The 7,542-nt window shown below is 66.5% G+C and carries 7 protein-coding genes; 1 reads left to right on the top strand and 6 read right to left on the bottom strand.

Going from position 1 to position 7,542, the window contains the following annotated elements; genetic code table 11:
• The 6 genes from AC2VOU_RS03095 to ctaD all read right to left on the bottom strand — a co-directional run.
• On the bottom strand, positions 1-844 hold an 844-nt coding region (locus tag AC2VOU_RS03095), incomplete at its 3' end, for a PGRS repeat-containing protein (RefSeq protein ID WP_486956037.1).
• A gap of 115 nt (positions 845-959) precedes the next feature.
• Positions 960-1,718 (bottom strand): enoyl-CoA hydratase, encoded by a 759-nt coding sequence (locus AC2VOU_RS03100; protein WP_486956038.1) that lies wholly within the window; start codon positions 1,716-1,718, stop codon positions 960-962.
• On the bottom strand, positions 1,706-2,533 hold the full coding sequence (locus AC2VOU_RS03105; protein WP_486956039.1) for an NUDIX hydrolase: 828 nt from the start codon (positions 2,531-2,533) through the stop codon (positions 1,706-1,708). Before AC2VOU_RS03105 ends, AC2VOU_RS03100 begins: the two co-directional genes overlap by 13 nt.
• On the bottom strand, positions 2,530-3,405 hold the full coding sequence (locus AC2VOU_RS03110; RefSeq protein WP_486956040.1) for an ABC transporter ATP-binding protein: 876 nt from the start codon (positions 3,403-3,405) through the stop codon (positions 2,530-2,532). Before AC2VOU_RS03110 ends, AC2VOU_RS03105 begins: the two co-directional genes overlap by 4 nt.
• A gap of 261 nt (positions 3,406-3,666) precedes the next feature.
• Entirely contained in the window at positions 3,667-4,896 is a 1,230-nt protein-coding gene (gene serB, locus AC2VOU_RS03115) for a phosphoserine phosphatase SerB (RefSeq protein ID WP_486956043.1), read from the bottom strand.
• A gap of 31 nt (positions 4,897-4,927) precedes the next feature.
• Positions 4,928-6,673 (bottom strand): aa3-type cytochrome oxidase subunit I, encoded by a 1,746-nt coding sequence (gene ctaD / locus AC2VOU_RS03120; protein ID WP_486956041.1) that lies wholly within the window; start codon positions 6,671-6,673, stop codon positions 4,928-4,930.
• A 114-nt stretch (positions 6,674-6,787) separates the two neighbouring features.
• Here ctaD and AC2VOU_RS03125 point away from each other — a divergent pair.
• Positions 6,788-7,542 (top strand): ABC transporter substrate-binding protein (locus AC2VOU_RS03125; protein WP_486956042.1); only part of this gene is annotated, 755 nt, incomplete at its 3' end.

Here is a 7,542-nt window from a genome sequence, read left to right on the forward strand (position 1 = left end):
CCACCCGGACCGCGTTGAATCCGTTGGCGGCGAGGAAGGCAGCGTCGTTGGCGCCGAAACCGTCGGCGGCGGGCTCACCGGGTGCCACCTTGTAGACCTCGTTGAGCCCGTGCAGGATGACGACCTGGCCGTCACTGTTGGTGATCCAACTGCCGGTGGTACCGAGGGATTCGAGGTCCGAGGAGCCGGTGCTCGTGACAGCGTCGGTGCTCGTGCCGTAGTCGCCGACCATGCCGTGGATGCCGAACACGCCGGCATCGCCGCCGGCCCCGCCGAGAGCCGGCAAACCACCGGAGCCTGCGCCGCCATTGCCACCGTTGCCACCGATGCCGAATAGCGATCCGCCGTCACCGCCGTCACCGCCGTTTGCGCCGGCGCCGCCGTCGCCCCCGTCACCGCCGTTGCCGAAGAAGCCGACAGCATCGCCGCCGGATCCACCGGCGACACCGGCTTCATCGCTGTTCCAGCCGTTGCCGCCGTCACCGAACCACAACCCACCGGCGCCGCCGGTCGGATCCTGCTCGGTTCCGGGCGCGCCGTTGCCGATCAGGAATTCCCCGGACGTCGTGTTGACCACGTTGTCGATCTGCTCACCGAACGAACTGCTGATCCAGTCCTCGACGGCGGTGTGCAGCGGGTCGTAGACGTACTGCTGGAACAGGGCCCCCTCGGAGAGGGTTTCCGTGCTGGAGGCAGTGGCGGCGAGCGCCTGGTCGACACCCGAACTGCCGAGGGCGGCCGAACTCGCGCCGGCGACGAGGTTGCTGATCACGTCGCCGAGGCCGAAATCGTCGGCGTGCGCGGGCGAGGCTGCTCCGAACGCGAAAACGCTACCGACAGCCACACCAACGCCGAGTACGCGATTCAAACGCATCAATTCCGAGGCCTCCAGTTGATGTGAGACAGCTCATACTAGCGGGCAACTCTCAACCTTTGCAAAGGCTTTTCTCAGATTTTCTTTACGTCGTCGCGCCCGGCGGCCGCCTCAGATTGGCGTCGAAGACCTCAAGGTAGCGGCGGCGCTCCGCATCCCACCGCGCGGACGGCGCCAGCGTGTGCGGGTCGTCGATGCCGGCCTTGGCGGCGGCGAGCGCGACGCGAGGCACGCCGACGAAACGGTCGGCCCAGGCCACGGCCACGTCATACACCCCGTCGGGGGCCGCCACCTCGTCGACCAACCCCAGCGCCTGCGCCTCCTCGGCGTCAAAGAAGCGGCCGCTGTACACCAGTTCCTTGGCCTTACTCATACCGGCCGTGCGGGCCAACCGCGCCATGCCGTCACCATCGGGAACCAGCCCGGCCAGAATTTCCGTCGCACCGAACCGGACGTTGTCGCCGCTGACCCGCCAGTCGGCGGCCAGCGCCAGACCCAGGCCCGCTCCCAGCGCGTATCCGGTGATCGCGGCGACGGTGGGCTTCGGGATCGCCGCGACGGCGTCGACAGCGGCACGGCGCACCCGGATCCAGCTCTCGGCTTCAGCCGCGGTCAGCGTGCGCAACTGCGGCATGTCGTCACCCGCAGAGAAGATCTCATGGCCGCCGAACAGGATGACCGCGGAGACACTCTCGTCACGGCTCACCTCGTCCGCTGCCTGCTCGATCTCCCGGTACACCTGTCTGGTCAGCGCGTTGGTCGGCGGCCGGGAGAGCACCAGCGCCCCGATTCCCGGATGGCCGGGGTCCAGGTGCACGCCGACGAACTCGTTCAATGCCGCCACTTGAGTCCGCCGGCTTTGCGGGCGCGGTGATAGCGGTCGGAGTCGAAGAAGTCGAGGTTGAGATTGTCGCCGTCGATTTCGAGGTGTGGTTGCACCGTCGTGATGTGCCGCTCGACGGCCAATATCTCGGCAACCGTGCGCCCGTTCAGCGAATCCAGCTGGGTCCAGGTCGGTGGCAGCAGGAAGCAACGGCCGGATTCGAAGTCGGCGATGGCGGCCTGCGGCGTCGTCCACTCCGCGCGGTCGGATTCGGTGTTGTCGCCGTCGGCGCGCTGACCTTCAGGTAGCACGCCGACGAAGAAATAGGTGTCGTAGCGGCGCGTGCGCTCGGCCTCGGGCGTGACCCAATTGGCCCACGGCCGCAGCAGATCTGAGCGCAGCACCAGATTTTCCCGACGCAGGAAGTCGGCGAACGACAGAGTCTTGTCGTCCAGGTCACGGCGGGCGTTGGCGTAGACCGAGGCGTCGCGAACGATGCCATTCGGGTCGTCGGCCGGGCCGGCGAACAACACGCCGCATTCCTCGAAGGTCTCACGGGCGGCGGCGCACACCAGTGCGGCGGCCAACGCGGTGTCGGTGCCGAAGCGCCGAGCCCACCACTGCGGCGGCGGTCCAGCCCACGCGATGTCGGGTTTGCGATCGCGGTCGTCGACACCACCGCCGGGGAACACCATGGTTCCCGGGGCGAACTCCATCTTGGAGTGGCGTCGCATCAGGAAGACGTCTATTCCCTCCCCGCCATTCGGGCCCGCACGCAACAGCATCACCGTCGCAGCCGGGCGCACCGGCAGCGGAACGAATGTGTCCTCGGTCATGAGCGCCTCCGGTGTGCCGCGCGGGTGCGGGTGCGACGGGCAAAGTAACGCCCGTCGATCACGTCCACGTCGATCGACTGGCCGAACGCCGCGGACAGATTCTCCGCGGTCAGCACGTCAGTCAACAATCCCGCCGCGACGACCCGCCCCTCTGACAGCAGCATGCAGTGGCTGAAGCCGGGCGGAATCTCCTCGACGTGATGGGTGACCAGGACCAGCGCGGGCGCGTCGGGATCGGCGGCCAGGTCGGTCAGCCGTGCCACCAGCTCCTCGCGTCCGCCCAGGTCGAGACCGGCGGCCGGCTCGTCGAGCAGCAGCAACTCGGGGTCGGTCATCAACGCCCGGGCGATCAGGATGCGCTTGCGTTCGCCCTCGGACAGCGTTTCGTAGCGGCGGTCGGCAAGATGTTCGGCGCCCAGACTCTCCAGCATGTCCACCGCGCGGTGGTAGTCGACGTCTTCGTAACGCTCCCGCCACCGCCCCAGCACCGCATACCCTGCCGAGACGACCAGATCGCGGACCATCTCGTGACCGGGAATGCGCTGTGCCAGCGCGGAAGAACTCAGCCCCACCCGCGACCGGAGCTCGGACATGTCGACGCGGCCGAGCCGCTCGCCCAGCACGTGGGCAACCCCCGACGTGGGATGCTCGGCGGCCGCGGCGATACGTAGCAACGACGTCTTTCCGGCGCCGTTTGCCCCGATGATCACCCAGCGTTCGTCGAGTTCAACCGACCAGGTCACCGGCCCAACCAGGGTGTGGCCGTCGCGACGCAACGATACGTCGGTGAAGTCGATCAGCAGGTCGGGGTCGACTGCCTCACTTGTCTCGTCGGCCACCCGACCATCGTGCCGTACCGGCCGAGCAACCATTGCGGCGGGATGAGCAGCGACCTACGACGCCGCCCTTCGACGGTACGAGCGTTGATGGCACCGTGAGTCACACCAGCCCCGTTGACCTCGGGCTGGGTGGACACACTCTTTTTTCGTTTTCTGACCACGGGCGATATCACCGCCGGGGTGATACCGCTTCGACCACAATTCAAAAAGATGAGTGCCACCAACTTCGGTTACTGGTGTGACAGGTGGTGTGGTTCGTTAGCCCGCAACGACCCACGCCCAGCATGCGTGCGATCAACTAGGCGGGATGTCGACGCGGCTCACCACGCCGTCGAGTGCGTCGGCGGCCTCGATCTCACCGCGCGTCACGCCGAGCAGAAACAGCACCGTGTCCAGGTAGGGGTGGCTCAGCGACGCGTCGGCGACTTCTCGCAGTGCGGGCTTGGCGTTGAACGCGATGCCCAGGCCGGCAGCGGACAACATGTCGATGTCGTTGGCACCGTCACCGACCGCGACCGTCTGCGCCATCGGGACTCCGACCTGACTGGCAAAGTCGCGCAGCGCCTTGGCTTTACCGGCGCGGTCGACGATCTCACCGACCACCCGCCCGGTGAGTTTGCCGTCGACGACTTCGAGCACGTTGGCGGCGACGAAGTCCAACATCAGCTCGTCGGCCAGCGACTGGATGACCTGCCGGAAGCCACCGGACACCACACCCACGTGGTAGCCCAGCCGACGCAACGTGCGGATGGTGGTCCGCGCGCCCGGGGTCAGCTCCACGTCTGCGGCGACCTCGTCGAGCACCTCGGCGGGCAGGCCGGCCAGTGTGCCGACCCGCTGGTGCAGCGACTCGGCGAAGTCCAATTCGCCGCGCATGGCGGCATCGGTGATCGCCTTGACCGCGTGTTCGGCGCCTGCGCGTGCCGCGAGCATTTCGATGACTTCTTGCTGGATCAGCGTCGAGTCGACGTCGAACACGATGAGCCGTTTGGCCCGACGCGCGATGCTGTAGTCCTCGAGCGCGACGTCGACACCGACGTCGCCGGCGACCCGCGTCAGCACCTCCTGCAGCCGTCCCCCGACACCGGGCGGCACCGAGACCCGGAGCTCGAGACCGGTGACGGGATAGTCGGAGACCCCGCGGATCAGGTCGATGTTGACGCCCAACGCGGCGACCTCACGGGCCACCGCGCCGAACGCCTCTGCGGTGATCGGACGTCCCAGCACCATGATGGTGTGCGTCGAGGGTTCGCGGATGATCCGCAGATCGTCGCTGCGCTCGATGGCGACGTCGAGGCCCACCGCGTGAATCGCGGACTCGATCTCGTCCCGAAACGGTTGGCCGTCAAGGACGTCCGCGGCGGCGGTCACCAGCACGCCCAGCGTGAGCCGGCCTCGGATCACCACCTGCTCGACGTTGAGCAATTCGACCTTGTACGCGGACAGCACCTCGAAGAGGGCCGACGTCACGCCTGGCTTGTCGTGACCGGTGACGGTGATCAGCGCCGACACCTTGCGGGGGATACTCACCCCAGATTGTCTCCGCGATAAGGCATTACGTGCGGACGTTGATGTCGTCGGCTCGGGTGACGTCGCCGTCAGAGGGGCCGTGCGCCCGACCGACGTGAGCTTCCGCCCGGATCCGCTCGATCATGTGCGGGTAGTGCAGCTCGAACGCGGGGCGCTCGGAGCGGATGCGCGGCAGCTCGGTGAAGTTGTGCCGCGGCGGCGGGCAGCTGGTCGCCCACTCCAGCGAGTTGCCGTAACCCCATGGGTCGTCGACGGTGACTACTTCGCCGTAGCGCCAGCTCTTGAAGACATTCCAGACGAACGGAATCATCGAAACGCCGAGGATGAATGCGCCGATCGTCGACACGACGTTGTAAGGCTGAAACCCATCGGTTGGCAGGTAATCGGCGTACCGGCGTGGCATACCGATGTCACCCAGCCAGTGCTGGATCAAAAATGTCACGTTGAACCCAATGAACGTCAGCCAGAAGTGCAGCTTGCCCAACCGCTCGTCGAGTAGCCGGCCGGTCATCTTCGGAAACCAGAAGTAAGTGCCGGCGTAGGTGGCGAACACGATGGTGCCGAACAAGACGTAGTGGAAGTGCGCGACCACGAAGTAGCTGTCGGTGACATGGAAGTCTAGCGGCGGGCTGGCCAGCAGCACGCCGGTCAGACCACCCAGCAGGAAGGTGACCAGGAAGCCCAGCGAGAACAGCATCGGCGTCTCGAAGGTCAATTGGCCCTTCCACAGCGTGCCGATCCAGTTGAAGAACTTGATGCCGGTCGGCACCGCGATCAGATAAGTCATGAAGGAGAAGAACGGCAGCAGCACCGCGCCGGTGGCGAACATGTGGTGCGCCCACACCGCAATCGACAGCGCCGCGATCGACAGCGTCGCGTACACCAGCGTGGTGTAGCCGAAGACCGGTTTGCGGGCGAACACCGGGAAGATCTCGGTCACGATGCCGAAAAACGGCAGGGCGACAATGTAGACCTCGGGATGGCCGAAGAACCAGAACAGATGCTGCCACAACAGAACCCCGCCGTTGGCCGGGTCGTAGATGTGGGCGCCGAGCTGCCGGTCGGCGGCCAGTCCGAACAGTGCCGCGGTCAGCAGCGGGAATGCGATCAAGATGAGGATGGATGTCACCAGGACGTTCCAGGTGAAGATCGGCATCCGGAACATTGTCATGCCCGGGGCCCGCATGCACACCACGGTGGTGATCATGTTGACCGCGCCCAGGATGGTGCCCAGACCAGCAACGATCAGACCGGTAATCCACAGGTCGCCGCCGGCGCCGGGTGAATGGATGGAGTCACTGAGCGGGGTGTAGGCGGTCCAGCCGAATTCCGCGGCACCCCCCGGGGTGATGAAACCGCTCAGGACGATCAACGCGCCGAACAAGAACAGCCAGTAGGAGAAGGCATTGAGCCGCGGGAACGCCACGTCCGGGGCCCCGATCTGCAGTGGCAGCACCAGGTTGGCGAAGCCGAACACGACCGGCGTCGCATACAGCAGCAGCATGATCGTGCCGTGCATGGTGAAAAGTTGGTTGTACTGCTCGTTGGAGAAGAACTGCAGCCCAGGCTCTGCCAGCTCGGCGCGCATCAGCAGCGCCAGCAGACCGCCGATGAAAAACATGGCGAAACACGTGACCACGTACATCATCCCGATCAGCTTGTGATCGGTCGTGGTGATCAGCTTGTAGATCAGGTTGCCTTTGGGCCCGAGTCGGGCCGGGTACGGGCGACTAGCCTCGATTTCTCCCAAGGGGGGGGCTTCGGCAGTCAAGAGCGCCTCCAAACGTCGAGCAGGACAACCGCGATCAGGTTTTCGAGTCTAGCCTGCGAATGGGCGCGGCGTCGGACAGGTCCTACAAACTGTCGTAATTGCGGGTGACCACGTATGCCCGGCCTCGCTGCAGTCGGCTTCACCTGCTCAGATGTTAACGTCGGAGCCGTGCCGCTCAGGGGTGTACGACTCGCGCTGGCCGCCACGATCACGGCCTCGGCTTGCATTGCCGCGTGTGGCGGTTGCACCTCGGGTTCCCCCGGCGGCGCAGCACCCTCGGCGTCGGTGATCACCAGCACCACCCAGATCGCCGGTGTGGGCGTGCTGGGCAACCAGCGCCGGCCCGACGACTCGTGCGCCCCCGAACCGGCCGGCCTCGACGCTGCAGTGTCGCCGCGAATCGCGCACAACGCGGCCGGAGTCCAGCCCGATACCGTCCAGGTACCCGAGGACCCGCAACGCATCGTCGTGCTCGCCGGCGACCAGCTCGACGCGCTGTGCGCACTGGGTCTGCAGGCCCGCATCGTCGGGGCCGCGCTGCCGGACGGCTCCTCGGACCAGCCGTCGTACTTGGGCACGGTCGTGCACAAGGCGCCGGGCGTGGGCACCCGCAGCAAGCCTGACCTCGGCGCGATCAAGGCCGCCAACCCTGACCTGATTCTGGGCTCGCAAGCACTGACACCGAAGCTGTACGCGGATTTGGCGGGCATCGCGCCAACGGTGTTCACCGGCGCCCCCGGTGCGGCCTGGCAGAACAACCTGCGCGCAGTCGGCGAGGCGACGGCGCGGGCCGGCGCCGCCAACGAGTTGATCGATCAGTTCACCGCCAAGGCTCACGACGACGGCGCCGCCCATGATTCCGCGCACTA

Source organism: Mycobacterium sp. TH-M25, from assembly GCF_057473665.1.